Below are 24,461 nucleotides of genomic sequence, written 5' to 3' on the forward strand. Positions count from 1 at the left end.
TAAATTACCCTACCCTGTGTAGGTAAACATTTAAATGGTGTTTTTATAAGTTCAATACCAACTTCAAATAAAACAAAAAATAGTTTTTAAAAAGGTATTGATTGGACTGAAAGGGATTTTGATAACTATTGGAAGCTAGTCTTGCACCTTCGGTCAAGGAATAACTCCTTCTATTGGAAATTGGAATCACTTTGGAAAACAGAATAAATAATAGTTAAAGGTAATCAGCCCCCAATAGACCAAAATGCCGCTTAACTTGAATGGTTTATGCTATTTAGAATAACATTTTTAATGCTGTAACTTCAAACATCTTAAAATCCCGGTGTGTTGTCTAAGCTCGCTACTTTACTTCCCTTCAATTATCAGATTTAAAGGCATTTTTGTCGGATATTAATCAAGAATTAATTAGACGAAATTTGAAATTAAATCTTCCCAATTTCTCATAAACATAGGACTCAGACTGTTGACAATAACAAATTTCAGCTCCTAAGTCTTTCAGTGTATTGATATAGTCGTAAACCGTCCTTTCCGAAACATCAAATTTTTTTGCCAGTGCTTTAGGAGATCCTGTAGCTTTTCTCCTAATCAACTCATCCAGATACTCAAGTTTTTTAAAATAATCTACACGCATAATACTTTAATTTGAACAGTTAAGTAATGGTTAAGATATACTTATTAAGCCTACAAAAGATGAAAATCAGAGAACGCTGAAACGGTTTGGAATCTTGATCTTAAGGAAAGGAAACCAGCAGTGAAACTTCGATCACTTTCAGTTCCACACCCTGACTCATAAATTCATAAACCAAAGCATTAACATCTCTCCAAAGACAACACCTAATCTCTTGCAATTTAAGTTTAGGGAACTATAAACTTAAACCATAAGACCGAAAAAAGAAAAAATACTATTGATTAATTTTCTTAAAATGAAAAACTTATATTCTTTTTTTGCGCTTAAATAAAGAATAAATCACAAATCAAGGATGGATATTATAAAATTTATATTCAGAATATGTTTTTTTTTTGTTTATGAACAGTTCGATTAGATGAAATAACTGACTTACAGGAGTTTATAAAAATTTCTTATTTCCTGTTTATACTACACAATTTAAAAATTACTCTTCAATAAATGGATTCAACAAATAAAATACATCATCATGCCCCGCAATCACCATCTTGTCATTAGATAGCTAAAATCACCACCAGACCTGGTTTAAGCTATCGTCTAAAGTAAAAATTCTTTCTATAAAATCTCCGCTTCGTGATTGATTGGATATCAAAATTAATGTGGAATCACGTTTATCCCTATGGACACCATATACAAATTCATAGTCTTTATTTAGATTATCTATTGCCGGACCATGTAATGTATATTGAAAAATCATATTTGAAATTAAAAAATCAGCCGCCAGAAGCTTAAGAGAATCGGGATTTTCTACCCTATAATAATTAAATATTTTCTCAATCTCGTCCTTATTACTTCCAGCATATTTTAAAGCCATTTTAGTTTCTGAAGGAATTGATTCACAAGACATTACCGATAAATCCAAAACAATATTGTAGTCTGATTGAAATAACCTTTAAAACTTTTTATAATGATTTTGTTTCAATAAATATTAAAAGTTCTGTTCTGCTTATCTTCCAAGACCTTTTCCATTTCCATCTTGATTTCACTTACTGCATTGGACGGTACCTTAGGTTCTTTTTCTACTAAATATCGGGCTATAGGAATCAATTTATCATCTTCCCCTGTCTCGTCATATAATTTAGCCAATAGATAGCGTGCATAAAATCGGTCAGGAAGCATATCTACAGCCAGCTTGTAAGCCTCTTCAGCCTCTTTGTACAACCCTAAAGCCCTGTAACTGTCACCCAAAGTCCTCTGGATGATGGTATTTCCTGCATAGTATTTGGCACGTTCCAATGTGATTACAGCCTCCTTGTGACCTCCCTGTACTGAAAGTGCTTTGCCGTAATTGGTAAGAAAATCCCCTTCCTTATCAAAGTAAGGATATGCATTCTGATATTTTTCGATTACCGTCCCATTAGTACCTCCATTGTATAGCCTCAATGCCTCTTTCCAATCCTTAGAAGCCTGATATAATCCCTTCAATTTCACTCCAGCAAAAGCAGTCAGGGAAAGCAGGAACAAACTTAATCCCCATGCAATTAAGGGATTGGGACGTTTTATTCTCCGGGTATAAATTAAGTCGGACTCCCCTGCAGCTATCGCAAAATAAAACACGGCGCTGAGCTTGATGGGAAGGATGTGGGAAGGGTAGGAAAACATTCCGAATACCATTATGGAAATGATTCCTGCCTGCGAGATCCTCAAAGATGCGCATGGCTTACCTTTACCAATCCGGAACAAAAAAAGTATCAGCAGGAAAACCAACAACAGGCCTATAATCCCCTGCTCGGCCAAAAGTTGCAATCCTTCATTGAATGTATACACCACATCATCGGCCAGATAAATGGAAGGGTCTTTGGGATTTGCCTGGAAGTAGGCTGCCTGTGCTTCCATGTAGCCCGCCTTGAAGCGGTCAAAACCCAAACCAGCCCATGGATTCTCTTTGATCATCTCCCAAGAAGCCTTCCAGATCAACACCCTGCCATCAGCCGAGTCCTTCTTCAATAGATACATACTACCCAATAGTCCTATCAAAACTATCGCCAAGAGAAAAGCAACTATGTATTTTTTGACTGGACGATCGATGAACCCCATCAGGTAATTTCCCCAATGATAGCGATGATACAGTAAAAAAACAGCCGAAATCAACACGGCCAACCAGGCCGCACGGGATTGGGCAGCAGGCAATACAAGCAATATTCCTCCACAGGTTGCTAAGGCAAAGTATTTGAGAATACTTTGCAATTGTTTGTATTCATCCAGTAATAATAACTTTTCAACAAACAGGTATATGCCCAACGCAGCAGGAAACACCGCTGCCAGATAGCCCGAATAAGGCCCCGGGTTAAAAAAACTACCTGTCAGTGGAAAACCCGAATGCAGGGAGGGGTAAACCCCATACAGTTGCAGTTGCCCATAAACCAACTGTATCATTGCGCCAATTATCAGCAAAACCAACAACAGAAAGTGATTTTCTTTTTTGAAGAATATCCTGACTGCCAGATAAAACATCACCAAACCAATCAGGTCGAACAGACGATAGGATTGGCTGGCGGTTTCCTGAAGGAAAAAGGCATTGATGATAGTCCAGACAATGATTAAAAACAGGAAGCAATCCAAAATATTGAAACCAATGATCCCGACTCGATTTTTTCTAAATAAAAAAAGAGCAAAAACCCAACATGTCCCCATCAATGCCAAAAGAAAAAAACTTTGCCCCAACTGCATAAAAGGAGTAAGAACCATTCTTTCTACCCTTACCATAGGAAGCAAAATTAAAGCAAAAACTAAGATTGCTTTAAAAACAACTTTACTGATAGTATGAATTATTGCTTTTTGCAATGCCTAATTAGATTTATTGCACAAACTTTTCTTTAGAATTATTAAGCCTTTTTAAATCACATAATTTCATAAACTATGTAAGAAAAGCCGCAGGCTGCTACTATCAATGCTTAATTCCTACCCAAATTTTTCTAAGTTGTTCTTGGGTCAAATTTTCTTCTAGTCGGATGGATACAAATCTCTTTGCCTAGAACCTGTATGCCACAACATTTGGCTCTGAATCGTAGGTAATACCATAAAAAATTCTATTCTCTTCATCCACGGTAAATGAAAGTAGAGTAAAATCAAGGTCATATGCACTTATTAAGTTTCCTTCATAGTCAAAAACCAATACACTTTCATAAGAATTTCCTTGCATAATTTGGCGCATAGTTTTTCCGGAATACAAAACATAGAAATTATTGGATTCCGCTGAAACAGAAGTATAAAAGAAGGGATTGTCGTTTGAGGTCTGAGGCATAGGGTATCCAGCAGAATAGTCAATTTTAAAATCAGGCATAAACTGCTCTGGTCCTCTTATCGAAATTATCTTCCCTGATTTTTTGTCAAGTATCTCTATATAGTCTCTTTGAACACCTACTTTAATAAATTTGTCTTTGGTTGGATTCGAAGTCAAAACCCCATTATGAATCGATGAAATAATACTTACAGGTACGTCATTCTTATCGTACATTTCCTTCCATGTACCATAGGTATTGGTAACTTCATTGTTTAGAATATTAAATTCCACAAACTTTTCGTCTAAATCCGTCCTTACAGTCATGACGGTGGTGTCAGATGACCATGCCAGCTCTACGGCAAGAAAAAAATCATCACGCTGACTAATTATTTCATTGGAAAGGGGTGAATCATCAAAAACATTATATCTGGCCAGTCTCTTTGTCTCGACATCATATGCCCAAAATGCACCTGACTCATCATCATGTAAGAATCTATGAACCATTGTAATTTCTCCCGGCCCAACTCCGTTCACTCCGATTCTTTTATAGTACTTATTGCTTGAACTTTTTATAGCATGCAACAAAGTATCGTTACCTTTCTCGCCAACAATCAAAAATTCGCCCTCAAAAAAAATGTGCCTTGGGTTCAGCAATTGCTCGTATTTATATTTGGTACCTTTCAGTTTAATAGGTTCCGGAATATCTTCCTCATTAAAAGTGATTATAAAATCATCACTGTTTACCTTTAAGCTACAGCTGAAAAGTATTATTAATAACGGTATACATATATATTTCATGGATGTATCAGTTGGGAAGTAATAGATATAATTTGTTTATTATATTTTGGATTATATAAATAAAATTGAGTTGGAAAGAATCTGGAGATTTGTTAATCTCCAGATTCTTTGGCACATGTCTTTGGCAGAAATTGAAATCAGTTATGATTAGGGATGAACTGTGTCACAAGTTGAGTGGCCCCCAAACCATCTTGAATCTGCAAAAACCATCCCGATGGGATGTTGGCAGGGCGAATATAACCAATGACAACAAGCTCCTCCATGACTATTCTCTCCCTGGGCCATCGCCTTATTCCCCAATTCAATCAGCGTAATAGACGGAAGGATTTTGACCTTGTCGAATTCCAAACTCACCATCACGTTCAATACCAGCATGAATCCAAATGCTCCGGCAGCTACCCAGCGTAGCCACTTGCCTGTTTTTAGTTAGTTTTTCATTTTATTGTTAGTTTTGTTATAAATAAATGATAAAACAAATATATGTTCGGCCACTGCAAAAAAACTTCAGTGGGTCATTTTTTTGATTGAGTGCAATCCGGTTGGCACTAGGCATACTAATTTTAAAGCAAAAATTGAGATTAATAGAGAAAAATTTATATCACAGAAAATAAAGGATAAAATATAAATTTTCACCTTTAAATATGCGTATCCGCAGTTATGCACATAGGTTTGTTGGATTTGCAACAAAATTCTTGACAAAGTATTATGCCTTATTAAATCACTGAATGTCTTACACCATGGGTGAAAAATTGGGTCAAATATGGTTATTGAGAATTCTTAATCTCTACCCAAATTTTTCTAAGTTGTTCAACTACAATTTTTATAAATTGAGACTGGGTTGTTAGCTCAAATTGTACTCAATCCCTGCCCCTTACCTCAAAGCTAAAGCTAAGCTACATCAAAGCAGGGAATACTGGGACTTTTGGGTGGGGAGTTAACATTGGAAGAGGATTATCCGAAATTCTATATCTGAGTTGATATTCTTTTTAAAATTTCTGGATTTGGATTTTCCTAATTTAAATTACCCTACCTTGTATAGGTAATCACCTGCAAGTTCCAGTGCATGCTGAGTGTCCGAAGACCTCACACTACAACTTATCATGAGAAATGTTAAAGATATAACAACCACTATCTTAACGGTACCTATAATCTTTTTTGCAGTTTCAATTTCAACCATAATTCCCATTCTTAGGTATCGAACTGCTTCCTACCCCTAATATGATGAAAAAAGACATAGCAATTAGAAATTTATTTTTCCAAACTTTCAATTGACGTTTTCATTTTATAGATAATGAGAACAGGATTATCATCATTTTGGAGCCCGGCAGATCGTAACTTTTGAAGATAAGGCGATAACCCTACTTCCATTTGGTCCAATCTTAAGTTTATTATTGACGGTTCCATTGAAACAATAAAATAACCTGGATTGGTGCTGTTCCCTAAAATGGAAGTATAGGAGTATAGTCCATCCATGTCATTGATTATGTTACGGACTGGTTTAGCCGAATAGGTTTCTTTGTCGACCAATAACATCCCCCCACTTCCCTTTCCCTCTTCAGTATTGATCAAAAAATATCCCTCCGAGTCTATGAATTCATCTGTGATAACGATATAACCCCTAGCCTGAATTTCAGGGATAATCTCATCAAAACGCAAAGACCTGCCCTTCCAATCCGTAATATAATCCTTATTTAGATCGAAAGTCTTTTGTCCGATTATTTCCCCTGTCATATTTACTTCCGAAAGCGAATTGCTATATATATCCTTAAAGTAAAAACTTTCTTCATTGTGTGATTTATAAATGTATTGCGGCTTAATCCCCGAAACCTTGAACCCATTGTTGGGTAACGGGATTTTTTCCATTTCTCTTCCATCTTTATAATTTAGAATTCCTAAAATATTTCTTCCCTCACCATCCTTTAAAGTCATATAAAGATTGCCTTTGAATACGATCAAATCTGAAACACTCTCTCCCGACAGGAAATATTCTCCCAGGAACTCCCCATTTAAATCGTAGTTGATTATTTTTCCCAACAACGAACAATAGACCAGTATGGATTCTTCCTGCTCTGAATACGCTATGGAAGCCGGGAACAAATACTCTCCTGGACCTTCCCCAAGGGGATGTATGACACCAAGTTGACTCCCATCAATGGCATGCAAAAAAATGGATTTAGTTTTTGCATTATCCAGGATCACCAAGTGATTTTCTGTCACTATCAAATTATTGATTTCCCCGATAATTTCTTTAGTCTCCAGCGGGATAATTTGGAACGACTCAAAGATTTCGCTAGCAGAGATGTCAATAACTTCTTTATCCAGTGTATATACATCCTGGAATTGCAAGTCTGATTTTCTATTACTACAGCTACTTAAGATTATAATCATCCATAAAGTAAATGGATAAAGTGGCCAGCAAATACTATCTAGGCTGTAATTCCTATTTTTAAGCGGTTTGGAGTAGGGCTCAAAGTTAGTGTTGTTTTCGTTGGAGAATCTATCTTGATTCCGCATGGATATATTTATGTAAGTCATAGTCTAATTTAGGGCCTGCTGAAAAACGCCAATTATAGCGGAAACGGGTCAGCTTGAATGGTTAACCCGTTTATTTGTGCGAAAGGTTTTTCAATTGGTGCAAACTATTGAGATGTAACAGGTCATTTTCTATGCATCTGAAAATTTCAAAATCCGGATTTTTCAGCTAGCCCTAATTTAACAAAAAGGAACCATCGGACCGATTTATAAAACAACCAACTTATAGATAGACCATTTAAGTTGGATCAATTACATGAAGGTTCATTGGTTGCGGGAGGGCAACAAGATCCTGATAACGGTTGGCAAGTCCACCAATAAACTCTAACGATCCTTGGCATCGGGTCATTTATGGCACATAATTTACTCTTCTCAACAGGGGTGGAATTGGCTGTTTCCCAACTAGCACAGTTTCCACTTTCACTCTGGGCCATAGCCTTATTTCCCAACTCGATCAAAGTAAGTGACGGAAGGATTTTGTCCTTGTCAAATTCCAAACTGACCATGATGTTTAATACCTTCCGATAGCTATAGAGACAATCCAAAAGCTCCGGCTACCCAGCATAGCCTCTTGCTTGTTTTTAGATAGTTTTTCATGTTATTGTTAGTTTTATTATAAATAAATGTTGGAACAAAAATATATTCGGCCACTGCAAAAAAACTTCAGTGAGTCATTTTTTGATTTTTCGCCTGCAGTTTGATATACGATAGGCATCATATCGACAACTATACCTACAATACCCCGTGAACTTGTCAATTAACCCAAGAAGAAAATGTTGATGCTGTCATCACTTCAAATGGTATTTGACAATAACGAACGACATTTCTTCCTTTGATAATCTGGATAGTCCTCCATCAAATACCGCGTGCTCGTCCAGTTTATCATTTTGAAGTTCTCTAAATTCTTCCGGGAAGTGGAAGCAGTAGACTTGATTGTCATTCAAATACTTGATATTCATATAATTTAGACCTCCATCAAGATCATTTTCAAATTCTGCCACTGTAACTGTTTTATTGGTCTTTACATTCAAAAGTAAATTCACCCATCCACGATCAATATATCTTGAGATAAGGAATTCCCCATCGTAAAACAGATTCGGCGCATGGTAATTATAGTTTTCCAAATAATTCCTATCATTTAGCAAATCTGGACCTTTTTCGCTAAAATCTTTAAGTGGAAATTTTCTGTTTCCAAACTCCAACACAATTTTTTTTCTTAATGTGAAATCTTCAAACAAATAAATTGTATCCGAAAAATGGTTTGAAAACACAAGTTCATTCCCAAACAAGCTCAGAATGTTCCTCTCAGCAAAAAAAGGGATATTTTTTGACTTCATTCTTTGACTTAAAATTGGTACAGATCCCTTCATATCCGATTTATACAAAATGCCATCAGCAATTCTATTTTCTACCAACTCTTCTGCCATATTGCTAGGCAAATAAAAAACATATTCGCCTTCTGAAGCTGAAATGAACTTATATGCACCTGTAACTGGAATTTCTGATTCGCTGATAAAATTCCCAAGAAAATCAAATTTTAATATTTTGTTGGGGGCTAGTATGGTTATATTTTCATCTTTCCGGTCTATGCTAAAATCAGTCAATTGCAAATACTCTCCCGGACCTTCACCCAGAGCATTGACACTTCCAAGACAGTTCCCCAACGAATCCAAAATCAAAACCTGATTGGACTGATAAAAATCTCCAACAAATATTTGACCATCCGATATTTCAACCTTGTCAAATTGACCGATTCCATAACCTTGCGGAAGCCGGACAGGCAAGTACGAGATTGAATCAAAAATGTCGCTGATCAACACAACATTATTCTGTTTGGTTAAATCCAACACTTCAACTTCTGCCTCTTGTTCAACATCAATTTTATTATCATAATTACATGCAACAAAAAGGAAAAACATCAGATTAACCCTATACTTTTTTAACAGACACATTACATATTTTTTTTTGATCAATAACCACAGGCTAGGCTACATGGTGTCTGCATCCAGGTTTCACAAGAAAATCCACCGGTGTATCTGCATTTAGTTACTGTGAAAATACAATTCTGATAATAGTTTTGACAATAATCGGTTTCTCTATAGAAATTTTGGTTTCCTCCACCTGTCTCCCCTTGAGCCATCGCCTTATTCCCCAATTCAATCAGCGTAATGGATGGAAAGACTTTGTCCGTGTCGAACTCCAAACTGACCATGATGTTCAGTAACAGCATCACAGCAAATACACTAGCTTTCACCAAGCGTAGCCAATTGCTTGCTTTTAGATAGTTTTTCATGCTACTGTTAGCTTTGTTATCAATAAATGTTGGAACAAAAATATATTCGGGCACTGCAAAAAAACTTCAGTGAGTCGTTTATTTTGCTTGTGTGCAATCTCACTGGTACTTTGGTATTTAAAGTAAGAATTGAGATCTATTGAGAAAGATTTATATCTCAGAAAATAAAGGATGGAATAGAAATTTTCACCTTAAAATATGCGTATCCGCAGTAAAGCACATAGGTTTGTTGGATTTACAACAAAATACTTGATAAAGTATTATGCCTTATTAAATCACTTAATGTCATCAACCATGGATGCAAAGCCATATGCAGCTATGATCAATGCTTAATTTCTACCCAAATTTTTCTAAATTGAAACTGGGTTGTTAGCTCAAATTGTACTCAATCCCTGCCCATTACCTCAAAGCTACAGCTAAGCTACATCAAAGCCGGGGATACTGGGACTTTTGGGTGGAGAGTCAACTTTGGAACAAGATTTTGGCACTTTGCGTCATTATGAAATCTCCCACTCTCTTTAGGGCGTGCTGAAAAACGCCAACTGAAGAATAAATTCTTTAAATTTTGATGAATATCCCGTTTGACAAGTATTCCCTTTTTAAGCAGGTGCACGCTTATTCAATGATCTAGCTTGATTTTCGTACTCCCTAAAATTTCAAAATCCGAAATTTTAAGGCTAGTCTCAGGCATACCATCCCTGCCTGGCGACTTGACAGGTTCTTCATTGGGTTCATTCGAAATATAAGCATACATCTTCATTCGCCCTCTTTGAATCCGGCATACCTGAGACTTTTTCAGAAAGCCCTAACTATTTACAACTTGTATGATATCAATTACTCTTTTCCAACCTTCTGATCGCAGTGATTGTCCCTCCCTGCACCTCCAAACCTTTAATGGCTGTGTTGTTTTCAGCATCGATGTGGTAAACGTGACTGCCTTCTGTAGTAGTAATTCCGATATAAGCTGATTTACCATCCTTTGGTGAATAATTATTGGTGGTGACACTCGTTATCTCATCAGCACTTGGAACGCCAGTAACCCACTGTATGCTTTTGGCATTCACATCCGCTATTGCGAAATACTCACCCGGACCCCAAGTGGCTTTTGGTTTCCCCAGGGTCAGGACAAATTTGCCACTTCCAATGTATATCCAAGAATGTAGGTAATACCCACCGGTAAGCTCTTCCACATCCATAAAAAAGTCCTGATCAAATTCCTCCTGACCTGCCCTTATCCTTACAATTGCAGAAGGTTTGGTTGAATTCAACTCACTATTGCTTGAAGTATTGGCCGGGGAGAAGGCATAAACATCACCACTTTCCACTACTGCCAATCCTTCCATGAAATACCTTCCTATAGAACTGATCCTATCATCGGTGATGATTTTTTCAAGTTCCATGGATGGATAGGAATATATGGCTATCCAAGCCCTGTCCGGGTCATTTGTCCCGAATGCATCACCACAGCATCCCTTCGCACTCATAAAAGGTGCATAAACTTTATTTCCAACTTGTGTAACCCAGGTAAAGAAGCCCATCTCATCATCTGATTTCAATGCTTTCAAATCGATCTGCCCTTCATCCACAATCTGAAGCAGCTCTGTGTCCATCCTATACCAAGATGCCATCGGGGTATCGATGTTTCTGGGAATCCTGACCATCAGCAGATCATCTTTGACTATAGCAAAAGCCTGAACCGTCTCTGCCTGAAAATCCGAGAGCTTCTGCAGATTTCCTGTAGCATCCAAGGTGTAGGTAGTAACAGCCCCTGGATTCCCCTGCCCGTACAGCAGGGAAAAGAATTTATTTTGGTGCGACACATAGTACCTGTAGGTACCGTCCTGCTCAATTCCATTACCCTGGGTACTTACTGTCCCATCTGTAAGGTCATCTACTGTAAGCAGGTAATCTGCCACTCCATCCGAAGCTATTGGTGTAGACGTTACTACATAGCGATAATCAAGGCCATTGGAAGGATTTTCAGGCCCCGGAGCCTCATTGCTTTCACAGGAGTAAATTACAGGCAAGATGGCACACATTGCCCAGGCGGAAAATTTGATTTTTGTTTTCATAATTCAGTATTTAAATAATTGGTAATTGATTGCTGATCACAGGAAGAAGTACCTTACTTTTCCTGTAAAATTTCTTCCGGGTTTTTGAAGGCTAAAATTGTCGTAAAGCAGGCTGTCCATCAGGTTGCGGCACTCTATGGTAAACTGATACCGGCTTCTTTTCCCAAATGTGTAGGAACTTTCCATTTCAATGGAAATCTGTTTTGGCACAGTCAATTTATCACTTCCCAGGCTGGGCCAGTACAGGTAGAATTCATGTACATAGAGTAAGTTGACACCGATATTCCATCGGTCACCCTGAAGCTTCACGTTGTCCAGGCCATAGGAAGCATCCACATTGCCGAATAAATATGGCATATTGGGTATTCTATCTTTGTAGAGGATACTGACGGTTTGCTGCCCTCCCTCATACTTGGTGTTGTTCCGTAAATCCTGATAAGTCATGGTCAGACCAGCCTGCCATTGATCTTTCAAGAACAACCTGAGATCTGCTTCCACACCTTTGGTGAGTACATTTCCCAAGTTTTCCATGACCTGCATCACCTGGTTGTTGTTCAATCTGGCACGGATAAAATCCCTTGAATCCCTATAGAAAAAATTCCCTGAAAGGTTTAACCTTTTGCTTTGCTTGCTGTCAGACCAGTAGTTGAGCCCCAAATTGTAGTTGTAACTGCTTTCCGGCCTGAGGTCTATATTGGCAGAAAGGTTGATCAAATCCCCGAACAACTCTTCGGTTTCCGGCAAGCGGTAACTCCTTTCAAAGCTCCCTTTGATCTGCAGTCTTTCTTTGAGAAAATGTGTGAGCGCTGCTCCATACCCCAATTTGCTGAATGAATTATCCATATCCAGATAGGCAACATCTCCCCATTGTCCCGAGGGGTTATAGGACTGGGTGTAGTGGGTCCCTTGATTATAGGACTTTAAAAATACCGAAGCTCCCCATTTTTCATGGTCTCTAAGCTGATAGCCGAGGCCCATGATATTTTTTGTATTGGTCCGGGGCTGATCATACCTTGCATCATCGGGAAACAGTTCGTCACTCCCTTCTCTATTGAAGGTATTGAAGACATGGTTGAAGGTAAGGCTTTGTTTTTCGTCCAGATGATAGTGAAGTGTGGTATTTGTCAGACCATTGTTGTTTCGGAATTTGTACAATGTCCTTGACCTTTCCCCTCCGGGACCATCATAGGTTTTGTATTGTCCAAACCAGTTATACCTTCTGTTCAATGTGTCAATATTCTGCTCTGAGCCCAAGTTATAATTGGCATTGAAGCTCAAGTCAAGCCTGGAAGAGAACAGGCCTTTCTTTTCATACCGCAGTGTTGGCATGACAATCGTACCCCTTCTGTGCCAAGAACCAAACACAGTCACCATTCTGGCTCCGGTCTGGATTTCAGCGTAGTTTTTGCCTAAAGTTGCTCCGAAAAGCAGCTTATCTGCAAATGGCTTGTTGACCCAGCCCACTTGGGCAATTAGGGTCTCATTATGATAAGTATCATGGAATCTCTTTACCCATTGGTCAGGAAAATACTGACCTGTATTGATGTCTGCTACATCTACATTTACCCAGTAGTTGTTATCGGAATAGTTTTGAAAAGCATTGACCTGAGCCACAAACCCACCTTTGCCAACATGAACAGCATTCACAGCAGTTCTATGGGTATTGAAGGATCCGAAGGAATAAGAAATATCCAAATGACTCTTTTCATAGGTCTGGGTAACGATATTAATCGCTCCACCGAGCGCATCAGCCCCCAATCCAACAGGCACCACCCCTTTATAAATCTCAATGTGTTTGGCCAGATTGACAGGGATGTTGTTCAGCTGAAAAGAAGAACCCATATTGTCCATGGGGATACCATCCATAAAAACTTTCACCTGCCTCCCTGAGAAACCATTGAGGGATAGGTTCATCCCTGATCCTACACCTCCATTTTCCCTGATCCTCACACCAGAGACACGGTCCAGGGCATGGGCCAAATCCAAGGTAGTATGGTGCAAACTCTTTCCATCAACAACATCCACAGGAAAAGCAGTCTCCCTGAGTTCTCTGACCTGGTTTTTACCATTGACCACTACTTCCTGAAGGCTCATTTCGGATTCCTCAAGCACTACTTCCAAAAAGGGTGAAAAACCAGTACCCGTGGATATACTTAACTCTTGTGATCGGTATCCTAAATGGGAGATTTTTAAGGAATAAATCAGATCTTCCGGTAATACCAGGGAAAATAAACCCTCTTGATTACTTAAAACCCCTGTACCCAATTCCTTAACATAAATCCCCACCCCCTCCATAGGATAGGACTTGGAATCCAGAATCCTACCTTCCAGTATTACTGTACTCTGCGCCTGGCCTGCCAAAATATTTAGGCTGTAGATTGCCAGGGCTATGCATAATTTCTTAATTTGCATGGCTTGTTAAATGTGACGTTTAGGAAGTAAATACCAAGGTCTTGTAGTTGGCGCTACGAGACCTTTTTTATTCTATTCACTTATTTTTATTTAGATTGATTTTAATTAAGAGCAAATCTATGTGATTAATATTTTCTTCAATCAAATTTTGTAAAAAAAACAGATTGATTTTTTCAATAGAAAATAACAAAGCATATCAATATCTATCTATATCAAATTAAAATTCCATTAGAATACTTTTTAGAGAATCAGTCAACAAAAAGTTAAATAAGCCTTCAAAACCCCAATTATTTTGAATTTGATTCAGTTTTCAGTCCGGTAAAGACTATTAAACTCACTGTACGAGAAAATTCTAATAACCGATTCAGATTATCTGTATCGCATTTTATTAATAGAATTCAGAATCTCATAGAAAAATATTATTTAAAATAATTCTAAATAACCTATGATACTCTGTTCAATCCTCCTACTTTTGTATTAATTTAGATTTAATCCAAATAATATGAAAGCAACTATACTTATTTACCGTAATTTTAAAAGCTTACTAACATTTGCTTTTCTGATGCTGACATTGTCATTGGTTCAAAACGCATTATTTGCACAAAATCAATCGGCTGTAAAGGGTAAGGTAAAAAACGAAAATGGGGAGGCCCTCAGTTATGTAAGCGTCCTTGTGAAAGACACCCCACAAGGGACAGTGACAGATACCGATGGTTTTTTCCAAATCTCTAACCTAAAAAAAGGATCTTATCGGCTGGTTTTTTCCCACGTAGGGTACATTACCCAAGAGATTGACATACAGTTATATGAGCAGCAAATTTTAACGATTTCAGAAGTTGTTTTAATAAACAATGAAGACAACCTGCTCGAGTTCACTGTGTCAGATAATCGAATCAATCCATTTGATGGCAAAGAGTCTGAATACGCTGCCCGAATGCCCCTTGACAATCTGGAAAATCCACAAGTCTATAATGTGGTGACCAAAGAACTGATGAAGGATCAGCTTATTGTTGGTTTTGATGATGCGCTTAAGAATGCTCCTGGAGTTCACAAGCTATGGAGCTCTACAGGCAGAGGGGGTGATGGTGCAGGATATTACTCCATGAGGGGTTTCAGTGTACAGCCCCGTCTGATGAACGGAATCGCAGGAATTTCAAACGGGAGCCCGGATCCTGCCAATTTAGAGGCAATAGAAACCATCAAAGGACCTTCGGGAACACTGTTTGGCGGAAGCCTTGTATCCTTTGGTGGCCTGATCAATGTGGTCACCAAAAAACCATTTGAAGATTTTGGCGGAGAAGCTTCCATTACTACTGGCTCTTATGGTTTAAGCAGGATCACAGCAGATGTAAACACCCCTATTGATCAAAAAGGAAAAGCACACTTCAGAGTCAATACCGCCTACCATCAGGAAAAGAGTTTTCAGGATGCAGGATTCAGAAAAAGCTTCTTTGTGGCTCCTTCCCTTTCCTACCAGGTCAATGACCGTTTGTCCTTCAATATCAACACTGAGATTTTTGATTCGGAAAGTACCAACCCTTTAATGTTGTTCCTCAACCGAAGCAGGGAGCTGCTGGTGCGGACTCCAAAAGATCTGGGAGTTGGCTATAACCGTTCATTTACCAGTGATGACATCACCATCAAAACCCCAACTGTAAACATTTATGGGCAGGCCAATTACAAAATCTCAAATAAGTGGCTATCCCAGACCAATGTATCCAGAAGTGTTCGCCAAGCAAATGGCTATTACCAATATGTCATGTTTATCCAACCGGGAGATTCTCTTCTGAACAGGTATATAAGCCTACAAAATTCTACCAATATCGTAACCGATATACAGCAGAATTTTATAGGTGACTTCAAGATTTCCGGTATGAGAAACAGACTGGTTGCCGGTATAGATATTTTCCACAACCAGACATTCAACAACAATTCCGCCTACATTCTCTTCGATACGGTCAGTACCGCCAGGATAGATCCAAGATACACACAACTTACCCGTACTGCAGTAGACGCACGCCTTGCCCAAAATCCAAATCCTGCGAAGAATGAAACCAATATATATACCTACAGTGCCTATTTTTCAGATGTCCTCAACATTACTGAGCGTTTGATGACCATGTTCAGTTTGCGCATCGATAGGTTTGTCAGCGAAGGCACTTACAATCAAATTACTGACATCACATCCGGAGCATATAACCAAACAGCCCTCTCTCCAAAATTGGGAGCTGTTTATCAGATATTGAATAAGAAAGCCTCTCTATTTGGAAACTATATGAACGGATTCCAGAATGTGGCACCGACAACCCAACCTGATGGTACTATTGATGTCTTCGATCCCCAGCATGCCAATCAATGGGAAGTCGGTTTGAAGACAGAGCTGTTTGACGGAAGGGTCACAGGGAATATCAGCTACTATGATATCTATGTGAAAAATGTAACCCGACCTGACCCAGACAGGGTTGGTTTCACGGTGCAGGATGGTAACATTTCCAGTAAAGGAATAGAAGCAGAGCTAATTGCAAACCCTATTTCCGGACTCAACATCATAGCTGGATATGGATATAATCAAAGTAAAAATGACAGGACTGCGGAAAATATCAATGGCAGAAGACCAGTAGCTGCCGGGCCGGAACATCTAGCCAATTTTTGGATCAGCTATAGGTTTGATCATAGCAAATTGAAAGGATTTGGTCTGGGTACGGGAGCCAATTTCGCCTCCGAAAACCTGATCACCAATTCCAGTGCCACAGGAACATTTGCCCTGCCTGCCTACAAAGTTTTGGGAGCGACGCTCTTCTATGACAGCCATGCTTATAGGCTTGGACTGAAAGTGGACAACTTGACCAATCAGGAGTATTGGGGAGGATGGACAACAGTTGAACCTCAGATGCCAAGAAGGCTATTGGCAACCTTGGCAATGAAATTTTAACATAAGAAGGAGGCTTTAATTTCTAAAGCCTAAAATCCTGACAAAAACCTTTTTCTAATTACAAACACATGAAAACCACATACTACCTCATATTCCTTAGTCTGCTATTGGGAAGCCAACAATTGTATGCACAAGTCAAAGTCCTGACTATAACAGGAACTGTAAAGGAATCAGCCAATAAAACATCGATTCCTTATGCGACTGTCATGCTCAGGGATAAGGCTGACGACCAAATGATAGACGGAACCACCACTGATGATGATGGATATTTTGAGTTGCATTCCGATCACAGGGATTTCTATATCGAACTGAGTTTTATGGGATATCTCAGCAAAAAAATCACTGATTTTGAAGAGGATGGTGCTGTTTTAAATTTGGGCGACATATTCATTGAAGAAGATAGCCAAACTTTGGATGAAGTGGTGATTCAGGGTGAAAGATCCCGTACAGAGTTTCAATTGGACAAGCGGGTTTTCAATCTGGGGCAGGACATCAGCAGTACCGGGGCAAGTGCTTTGGATATACTCAACAATATCCCTTCGGTGAGTGTCAATATAGAAGGACAGATCAGCCTCAGGGGAAGTCAAGGTGTCCGTATCCTGATCAATGGAAAACCATCTGTATTGGCAAGTGAGCAGGGTAATATGATGGGTACCATCACTGCCGACATGATTGAAAGAATAGAAGTCATTACCAATCCTTCCGCCAAATACGAGGCGGAAGGGACTTCTGGCATTATCAATATCATACTCAAAAAAGAAGGGGAAAAAAACTTAAATGGCTCCATTACCCTCAACACAGGAATCCCTAACAACCATAGTCTTGGGCTTAGCCTCAACAAAAGAACTGATAAACTCAACCTATTTGCCCAATTGGGAGTGGGCTACCGTACATTCCCCCATCACAATAAGACAAGGAGTAAGGACATCGCAAACAACTCAGAACTGCATACACTAAGCGACAGGGACTTTAATGAAGAGTTTTATAACCTGATACTTGGCACAGACTACCGGATCAACAAGTCAACGGTCATCAGTCTATCAGGCCAGTTTGCTTATGAAAAGGAAACTACTGATTCCAACAATGACTATACCCTCAAAAACCTGGAAGGTTCGGTCACAGATGTCTGGTCCAGAAATGAAGATTCCTATGCCGACAATCCCAAATGGCAGGGGGAGTTTCAGGTCAAGAAGGATTTTGACGAGTCGGGAGACCACAGCCTTTTGGCAAGCGCCACAGGGGCATTCTTCCGCAAAGATCAGGTCTCAGATTTTCAGAACATTACCCAAATTGGCAACAGACCAGATGCCCTGCAAAAACTGAATACTGACTATAAAGAAGGCATCTACACCTTTAAATTGGACTACACCAGACCATTTTCATCCTATTACGAATGGGAAACAGGTACGCAGTATGTCATCAACGGAGTTTCCAATGACTTTGCTGTCCTTGATCAGCATGAAGACGAGTGGATTCCTGATCCAAATTTCACAAATGTATTTGTCTTCGATCAGAATGTCTTGGGACTGTACAGTACCCTGTCCAGGGAGAAAGACAAATGGGGGGCAAAACTTGGGTTAAGGTTTGAATATACCGCTTTGGACACACGTCTTGAAGAAACCCAAGAGAGTAACAGACAACGCTATGGGGATTTCTTCCCAACGGTGCATACTTCCTACAAATTTTCAGACAAGTACTCTTTGCAGGCAGGCTATTCGGCAAGGATTTTCCGACCAGGGCTTTGGGAACTGAACCCTTTCTTTGCTTTGCAGGACAATTTCAACATCTATACAGGCAATCCAAACTTAGTGCCTGAATACACTGATTCTTATGAGGTTACATCAATCTACCACTTGGACAAAGTATCATTCAATATAGGAGTATATCAGCGTATTACTACCAATGTAATAGAAGAAGTCTTGACAGTGGAAGACAATATAAGCATCAGAAAACCGGATAATGTAGGTCGAAGCCGAACGACAGGCTTGGAATTCAACAGCAAATACACCCCATGGGATTGGGCGACTATCGATATTGACCTAAACTACAATGCTTTTTCCAGAAAAGGTACTTATAACCAGGAGACTTTTGGATTCTCCGGTGACCGCTGGACTTCAAGGGCTATGGGAAAAGTAAAATTACCGGCAAACTTCGACTTTGAAGCTGCCTGGACCTATGAATCCGCCTATGAAACACTTCAACTTGATATACTGGACAATTACTTCTTAGACTTAGGCTTGCGCAAAAAACTCCTTAAGGGAAAGGCAGTAGCCAACTTAAGTGTAAGAGATGTATTTGCGACCAGAAGGTTTAGGGCTGTTTCATCCCGGGAAGATTTTGAATTCAACCGACTTGGTATGGCAGGCCGATTTATCACTTTAGGTATCAGCTATGGTATAGGCAAAGGAGATGCGATGGAATTCTCAGGACAAAAACGGTTCTAAGCGCTAAATGAATTTTAAGAACCTCTACCATAACCTTCACTTACAATGCCTCTTGGTCAGGCCCTTTTCAGCATATATGGTGAGAACCTGAACAGCTATTTGGATGGACACTGTAAGCCCAAAAACCAATGTTCCACTATTAAAAACCTCTAAACCAAATAATTATGAATACGATAATTTGCAGTCTGAAGACAGCAGGTATGAAACCCTTTGCTTTCTGCCTGACAATTTTGATCAATTTTGTATGGATATCAAGTAGCCAAGCCCAACAAAATCCTGCCACCATCCAGGGAAAGGTAATTACTGAGACAGGCCTGCCCCTTCCCTTTGCCAATGTTTACCTCAAAGACAAAAATAAAGGGGCACTTACCGATGAGGAGGGTCACTTTACCATTGACCAAGTAACAGCGGGGAAATACATTTTAGTTATCTCCCATTTGGGTTATGCAACAAAAGAAATACAGCTCAAACTGGAAAATGGACAGACCCTGTACGTCCCAGCTGTGAGCCTTTTGGAAAACGGAAGTGACCTGTTGGAATTTACCTTGACAGACGGGCGTATCAATGAATTTGCAAACAAGGAGACAGACTATGTAGCCCGGATGCCACTCAAAAACCTGGAAAATCCACAGGTGTACAGCATTGTCAATAAGGAATTGATGGAGGAGCAGATTATGACAGACATCAAAGAACCATTGCGCTCTGCTCCCGGGGTGGTTCCTGCAGATTATATCACCGGCATGTTCAGTATCGTATCCAGGGGGTTTAGGGTCTGGAGTTACGCCAGAAATGGGCTTGCAACCTCAGTTTGGCGATCGGGAACTGAGATTGCAAATCTGGAGAGAATAGAACTGATCAAAGGTCCTTCGGGAACACTTTTCGGATCAAATGTATCTTCATTTGGAGGAGCCATCAACCTGGTTACCAAAAAGCCACATTCCGAATTTAAGGGCCAAGTAGGTTATGGTCTGGGAAGTTTTGGCCTGAGCAGGTTCAATGTGGATGTAAATTCCCCACTCAATAAGGAAAAGACCTTACTGTTCCGCCTGAATGCTGTACACCATCAACAAAACAGCTTCAATGAATTTGGAAGAGGAAAAAGACTTGCCGTAGCACCAAGTCTCTCATATCAGGTCAACGACCGGCTTTCTATTCTCTTTGATTTGGAGTATATGAGAAGCCTGTCCACCCGTCTTCCAATGACCCTTTTGGGAGCTGGTGCTGACTTCGGCAGTTTCAGGGATATTCCTATGGAATTTGAAAAGTCCTTTTTTCTAAATGACCTGCAAAGTGACTCGGAAGCGGTAAAATACTTTACGAGAATTCAGTATGATCTCGGGAGCAACTGGACTTCCACCACAGATATTTCCCATATCAACGAATATAATGAAAATGGTTACCAACCCTATCACCAATGGATAAACAAAACAACTGTGCTCCCTTATGTAGTGAACTTCGGGCCTAGAGAAAGAACCTCAGCCAATATTCAACAAAATTTTAATGGTTCCTTTCAAACTGGGTCTGTTCACCACAACCTGCTTTTGGGAATTAGCTATGAATACCTTCATGAATCCAGCATCAGCAGAAGGAGTTTTGAGTTTGACACACTATTCTTACCGCAATCTTACCGGTATATAGGGAAAACAACTGTTGATCAATTGCTGGCCGACCCTACCACGGTAGCGGTAGGCGAAATAGGGCAAAATTCCTTTGGTGCTTATGTTTCAGATGTCATCCAATGGACTGACCGCCTTTCAACTATGCTAAGTGTTCGATGGGATCGCTTCGAAAGGACACAGGGAAGCCCCTTTACCCAAACGGCCTTCTCTCCCAAACTTGGAATAATCTACCAGCCTTTAAAAGATCGCGTTTCCCTGTTTGCCAACTATATGAATGGCTTCCAAAATCAAGCTCCCAGAGATCAACCCGATGGTAATGTGTTCACTCCCGACCCTGTATTTGCCAATCAAATGGAAGGAGGGGTCAAGACAGAACTGTTGAACAACAAGCTGAACGCCACCCTCAGCTATTACCACATAAGCATAGACAATGCCATCCGGATGGGGGATGACCAATTTACTTTCCAAGACGGACAGCAGGTCAGCAAGGGTGTTGAACTGGAATTGATTGCCAACCCCATTTCTGGCTTGAACATCGTAACGGGATACGGCTTCAACGAAAACAAAATTGTCCGGGCGGAAAGCTTTGAAGGCAACCTGGTACAAGGGGCACCCCAGCACATGGTCAACTATTGGATAAGCTATCGGCTGCCTATAGCCAATATCAAAGGGCTTGGGCTGGGATTCGGAGGGAATTATGTGGGTGAAAGCTACTACAATGCCAGCAATACCATGGTAATTCCTTCCTACCACCTGCTCAACGCCACGGCATTTTACGATACAGGCCAATGGAGAGCAGGACTCAAGTTCAACAACATCACGGATGAGCGGTATTGGGACATCTCCGGAAACCAGCAGTTTACGAGGAATTTTGTGGCCAACTTTTCATTCAGGTTTTAACACCGGCCTTCTTATTCACAATACCTGAAATTCAATACACATGCAATCGAACATGTCACAGAAGTTACACATGGAGATGATTGTCCACATGCAAGATTCCGCCCCGGCCTTCGGTACAGGACAAATTATGACCTTTGAAAAACAAATTATAAACAGATGAAAATACTGAAGCATACTATTCTAACTTACATACTGGTATTCCTTATCTCCCCAAGTTTTGCACAGTCCAATGGAAAAATTTCGGGAAACATTAAATACAATGACGGTTCACCGGTTCCTTTTGCCAACATATTCTTGGAAGGAACAAACATGGGCACTGTCAGTAAGGAAGACGGGAGTTATGAGATTTCCGGCATACCTTCCGGTCAGTACCAGCTCACGGTCTCCTCTTTAGACATAGTAGGGCAAACTGTCAGCATAGCAATTGCCGGAGGACAAAATATGCAGGTGGATTTCACGGTTGAGGAGAATACGGCAAGTCTAGATGAGGTGGTAGTTTCCGGCCAAAAACGTAAAGTAGCCTCTATCACTAAAAGTGCCACGGAGCTGATCGATCTGCCGCTATCAGTACAGTTAGTCGACCAGGAACTACTCCAACAGCAGCAAATCATAGACGTCAGGGATGCTGTCAAAAACGTCAGTGGTGTAAATGCCACCGGTACCTATGGAGGAGGATATGCCACATATAATGCCAGGGGGTTCAACATGTCCAATGTAAGCAGTTACCGCAGAAACGGCATGTTCATTATCAATATGGGACACCACTTCAATGACAACATGGAAAGGGTAGAAATCCTCAAAGGCCCTGCATCCATACAATATGGTGATATAGCCCCCGGAGCGGTCATGAATTTTGTCACCAAAAAACCTCTGGAACACGACTACAAGAGACTTGAAATGAAAGTAGGTCAATATGGCCTCTTTCGCCCCACATTAGATGTCAGTGGTTCCCTAAATGAGGACAACAGCCTCCTTTACCGCCTCAACACCACGTTTGAATCTTCCCAAAGTTTTATCGACCATGTCCAACACAAAAGCATGATGATAGCCCCCTCCATCACCTGGAAGGTTTCCCCTTCGCTTGTTTGGAATGTTGAGATGACGGTAAAAGATGATGATAGGGTTTTTAACCCCGGGCTGGTTTCTCCAGACGGTTCATTGGAACGGCTTTCCGAATTGCCGATCAGCCGGTTTCTGGGCGAGCCTTCCAACAACTACCGCTTCCAGGACCTGGGATTGTATTCGGAACTCCATTTCAACATCAGTCCCAACTGGCAATTACGCAATACCTCCTACTATACCAACACTTCCAGAGACAATCAGAACCTCTATTTTCCCAACAGGCAAACCGATGAACAAGGCAACCTAAGAAGGATGACCTGGATCGGTCAATCCTATTGGAGGGGTTGGGGCAACACCCTGGATCTGGTCGGTCAGCTGACTACCGGAAGTATTAGGCATAATATCGTCATAGGTGGGGATTATATGATCAACAATAGCTATGGTACCCCTCCTATCAATGTCGAAGCTGACCCAATCAATATATTCAACCCTGTGTATGGTACTGTAACGCTTCCAAAAGCAATGGGATATGATGGTATGAAAGAGAATGGCAGTTTTATCCAGCGAGGGGGATTATATATACAAGATCAACTCTTTCTGTGGGATGAACGCGTGATAGCCCTTTTAGGACTGCGGTTTAACCATACCCAGCAAGGAGGGATTTATACCACAGACAACCCCAGCCCCGAAGGTTATCAGGATGATACCAAAACCCCTCTATCCCCACGGATTGGGATTTTGGTAAAGCCTTCCCAAAACCTTTCCCTATATGCTTCATACACCAATTCCTTTGAGCAGAATGGGTGGGATCGGGTTCACCAAATTGTACTACCGGAGACTGATGCCGACCAGGTGGAATTTGGTATAAAATCCAATTTGCTTGACGAACGGATCGGGGTAGGTCTTGCTTTCTTCCAGATTGACAAAAAGAATGTGGTAGGTAGGGTTTTCAATCTCACTTCCGAGCCCACTTTCCCTTACTTGATTTACCACCCTGTACATCAGTCTGCCATTTATCAAGATGCCCATCACCGAAGCAAGGGAATAGAACTGGACATCAATGGCAAAATCACCCCCCAACTCAACGTCAACCTGACAGCTTCCTACATCGATGCAGTAATCGTTGAAGACCCCGCTTTTGAAAGTGGAAACCAACTTTTGGGGAATGCCAGGGAGAACTTCAGCCTATGGGCAAACTATAAAATGGACCGTACAAAACTGAAAGGATTGGAATTCGGCTACGGTTTTTTCTATAACGGCAAATTCTATACAGCCAATGACAACCTTCCCCATCAAGAAACAAAGGCATACTGGTCTATGGATGCTTCATTGGGATATAATTACAAAAACTTCTTTACAAGGCTCAATGTCACCAACCTCACTGATAACATAGGCTATTTGGGCAGTAACGGTCTTTACGAACCTCTATGGACCAGAAGGGCTGTCCTGAGTGTAGGTGTCCTACTGAAATAAAAAGTAAAATATACTT

General features: G+C 40.3%; 14 protein-coding genes. 5 read left to right on the plus strand and 9 right to left on the minus strand.

Features of this window, described 5'->3' with window-relative positions; all coding sequences use genetic code 11:
- Positions 1-394 precede the first annotated feature (394 nt).
- From EGN73_RS03945 to EGN73_RS03965, 5 genes are all read right to left on the minus strand, one after another.
- Positions 395-631 (minus strand): HTH domain-containing protein, encoded by a 237-nt coding sequence (locus EGN73_RS03945; protein ID WP_219287177.1) that lies wholly within the window; start codon positions 629-631, stop codon positions 395-397.
- 562 nt (positions 632-1,193) lie between these two features.
- The gene (locus EGN73_RS03950; protein ID WP_219287178.1) at positions 1,194-1,547 is read right to left on the minus strand and encodes a hypothetical protein; all 354 of its coding nucleotides are present in this window, start codon (positions 1,545-1,547) and stop codon (positions 1,194-1,196) included.
- A 56-nt stretch (positions 1,548-1,603) separates the two neighbouring features.
- Positions 1,604-3,391 carry an O-antigen ligase family protein gene (locus tag EGN73_RS03955; protein ID WP_219287179.1) on the minus strand — a complete coding sequence of 596 codons (1,788 nt, stop codon included), beginning with the start codon at positions 3,389-3,391 and terminating at the stop codon, positions 1,604-1,606.
- A gap of 265 nt (positions 3,392-3,656) precedes the next feature.
- Positions 3,657-4,706 (minus strand): BF3164 family lipoprotein, encoded by a 1,050-nt coding sequence (locus EGN73_RS03960; RefSeq protein ID WP_219287180.1) that lies wholly within the window; start codon positions 4,704-4,706, stop codon positions 3,657-3,659.
- Between the two features lie 1,248 nt (positions 4,707-5,954).
- A complete protein-coding gene (locus tag EGN73_RS03965; protein ID WP_219287181.1) occupies positions 5,955-7,220 on the minus strand; it encodes a 6-bladed beta-propeller in 1,266 nt (421 codons plus the stop codon).
- A gap of 369 nt (positions 7,221-7,589) precedes the next feature.
- Here EGN73_RS03965 and EGN73_RS03970 point away from each other — a divergent pair, with 369 nt between their 5' ends.
- A complete protein-coding gene (locus EGN73_RS03970; RefSeq protein ID WP_219287182.1) occupies positions 7,590-7,766 on the plus strand; it encodes a hypothetical protein in 177 nt (58 codons plus the stop codon).
- Between the two features lie 260 nt (positions 7,767-8,026).
- On the opposite strand, the gene EGN73_RS03975 is transcribed toward EGN73_RS03970, so the two are convergent.
- From EGN73_RS03975 to EGN73_RS03990, 4 genes are all read right to left on the minus strand, one after another.
- On the minus strand, positions 8,027-9,190 hold the full coding sequence (locus EGN73_RS03975; protein ID WP_219287183.1) for a 6-bladed beta-propeller: 1,164 nt from the start codon (positions 9,188-9,190) through the stop codon (positions 8,027-8,029).
- A gap of 17 nt (positions 9,191-9,207) precedes the next feature.
- Positions 9,208-9,531, minus strand: a complete 324-nt coding sequence (locus tag EGN73_RS03980) for a hypothetical protein (RefSeq protein WP_219287184.1) — start codon at positions 9,529-9,531, stop codon at positions 9,208-9,210.
- Between the two features lie 830 nt (positions 9,532-10,361).
- Positions 10,362-11,603, minus strand: coding sequence for a DUF4374 domain-containing protein (locus EGN73_RS03985; protein WP_219287185.1), 1,242 nt, complete (start codon positions 11,601-11,603; stop codon positions 10,362-10,364).
- 36 nt (positions 11,604-11,639) lie between these two features.
- The gene (locus EGN73_RS03990) at positions 11,640-14,015 is read right to left on the minus strand and encodes a TonB-dependent receptor (protein ID WP_219287186.1); all 2,376 of its coding nucleotides are present in this window, start codon (positions 14,013-14,015) and stop codon (positions 11,640-11,642) included.
- A 502-nt stretch (positions 14,016-14,517) separates the two neighbouring features.
- On the opposite strand from EGN73_RS03990, the gene EGN73_RS03995 reads away from it, so the two are divergent.
- From EGN73_RS03995 to EGN73_RS04010, 4 genes are all read left to right on the plus strand, one after another.
- A complete protein-coding gene (locus EGN73_RS03995) occupies positions 14,518-16,947 on the plus strand; it encodes a TonB-dependent receptor (RefSeq protein ID WP_219287187.1) in 2,430 nt (809 codons plus the stop codon).
- Positions 16,948-17,015: 68 nt separating this feature from the next.
- Entirely contained in the window at positions 17,016-19,391 is a 2,376-nt protein-coding gene (locus EGN73_RS04000; RefSeq protein ID WP_219287188.1) for a TonB-dependent receptor, read from the plus strand.
- A 164-nt stretch (positions 19,392-19,555) separates the two neighbouring features.
- Positions 19,556-21,910: a TonB-dependent receptor gene (locus tag EGN73_RS04005; protein WP_219287189.1), complete on the plus strand. Its 2,355-nt coding sequence runs from the start codon at positions 19,556-19,558 to the stop codon at positions 21,908-21,910.
- A gap of 156 nt (positions 21,911-22,066) precedes the next feature.
- Positions 22,067-24,445, plus strand: a complete 2,379-nt coding sequence (locus EGN73_RS04010) for a TonB-dependent receptor (RefSeq protein ID WP_219287190.1) — start codon at positions 22,067-22,069, stop codon at positions 24,443-24,445.
- Positions 24,446-24,461 lie beyond the last annotated feature (16 nt).

It is taken from the genome of Arthrospiribacter ruber (assembly GCF_019343195.1).
GTDB classification, from domain to species: domain Bacteria; phylum Bacteroidota; class Bacteroidia; order Cytophagales; family Cyclobacteriaceae; genus Arthrospiribacter; species Arthrospiribacter ruber.